Source organism: Pseudoalteromonas sp. SG44-5 (assembly GCF_014164175.1).
GTDB classification, from domain to species: Bacteria; Pseudomonadota; Gammaproteobacteria; order Enterobacterales; family Alteromonadaceae; genus Pseudoalteromonas; species Pseudoalteromonas nigrifaciens.
Genome location: NZ_JACJES010000051.1, coordinates 1 through 1,435 on the forward strand (window position 1 = coordinate 1; position 1,435 = coordinate 1,435).

The following is a 1,435-nucleotide window of genomic DNA, read 5'->3' on the forward strand; positions in this document are numbered from 1 at the left end:
GAGTAATGCCAGTCAGTTAAGCTGACTGGTATTTTTATTTTTGTTAGATGGGTATTTTGATGGTTTGGGTTTTAACCATCTTTTATAGCTTCTTTCTTCACGCCTTTGTGGCAATTTAAAGTAACCTAACTGCTCTATTAATAACGTGTAGTGCTTGGGAATATTCCCAGGTGATGTCAGTGGTATCGTTGCAAAATACTGGGTGACTGCCATTGAACAACTCGCAAAACTTAGTTGATTTGGTAACACACTATCGAGCTTGCTCGCAGCCTCTGTCATCGCTTGTCTTATGAGGTTATATGCCAGTAATATCCCCCATAATTCTTGCTCTATCATATCGGGCCGTTTGCTTCTCAAGGTATATTTACTGTTCAATAGTGTTTGTTTCATTTCTCTAAAGCCAAGTTCTATTTCCCAGCGATAACAATATAATTCAACCATTTCCTCACTGGGAAAGCGCATTGGGTCAATCATAGACGTCAGAATGCGATAAGTTTTTCCTTTAATCGTTTTAGTAACCAAGCGAGCATCAACATGAGCAGGTAAATCAGCAAATTTCTTTCTAGATTGCGGGGTCGACGTCAACCGTATCTGTAAGTCATTCGGGCTTATTTTCTTTACCACTTCAAACTGAAGATCTTTGCGTGCGGGTATCATCCAGTGGCGTTGTTTTCCTGCTTGTTGCCAACGATTTAGTAGCCCAAGAGAATAATACCCTTTATCAAATATCGTTAACGAGTTATCGGGTGTTTGCTCAATAAGCTGTTCAGCGAGTACCATTTCGCTGGTTCTATAATCAGAGAATGCACTGTTGATAAGTTGATGGCTGGTGACTTCCATATGACAAACCATACGTATTTTCGGAAAGATATTTTCACTGCGCCCATTGCTTTGAGCTTTAAATGTTTCATGGTTTTCAGGTGTATCTGTTGTCCGCCAGACAACCCCATCTACAGCGAGTAAATTGAGCCCTGCCCATGTTTCAAACTTATCGCTTTGATAACTTTGCTTTGCCATTGCTAGGAATACTTGTTTAACGGCTTCTGAGCCTAGACGCTGCCTAGCTTGCACGATTGCACTGGGTGCCAGTAAAGGTTTTTTATCAGGTAACATAATGTCCATTTGAGTCGCTATATCCCAAACTGAACGTTGTCTGAATAAGCTCATGCCAATGATTGACCATAGTACAGCCTCTAAAGGTAGACGGCGTTTTCTAATGGTTGCTACACCGGCCTGTTGAAAAGCGTGTTCAATTAATTCAGGGGAGAGTATTTCGGCGTACTTTTCAAATGTGTGAAATGTGTTGCATGCATCGAGGGTAGCAGCTAATTCGTGAGCAAGTTGCATAAAAAATCCTATGACCTGTGATCATAGGATTCTGATCTCATTTTACCGATCGTCAAGCTTTTTATTACTTAACTGATCGGCATTACTC

At 40.8% G+C, this 1,435-nt stretch carries 1 protein-coding gene; it reads right to left on the reverse strand.

The features are described from left to right. Positions 1-12: 12 nt before the first annotated feature. Positions 13-1,347, reverse strand: a complete 1,335-nt coding sequence (locus H5079_RS18100) for an IS4 family transposase (protein ID WP_182684616.1) — start codon at positions 1,345-1,347, stop codon at positions 13-15. Positions 1,348-1,435 lie beyond the last annotated feature (88 nt).

Bases quoted from the DNA above. Each gene is read 5' to 3' on its own strand.
- H5079_RS18100 (WP_182684616.1), bottom strand. From the start codon at position 1,347: ATGCAACTTGCTCACGAATTAGCTGCTACCCTCGATGCATGCAACACA.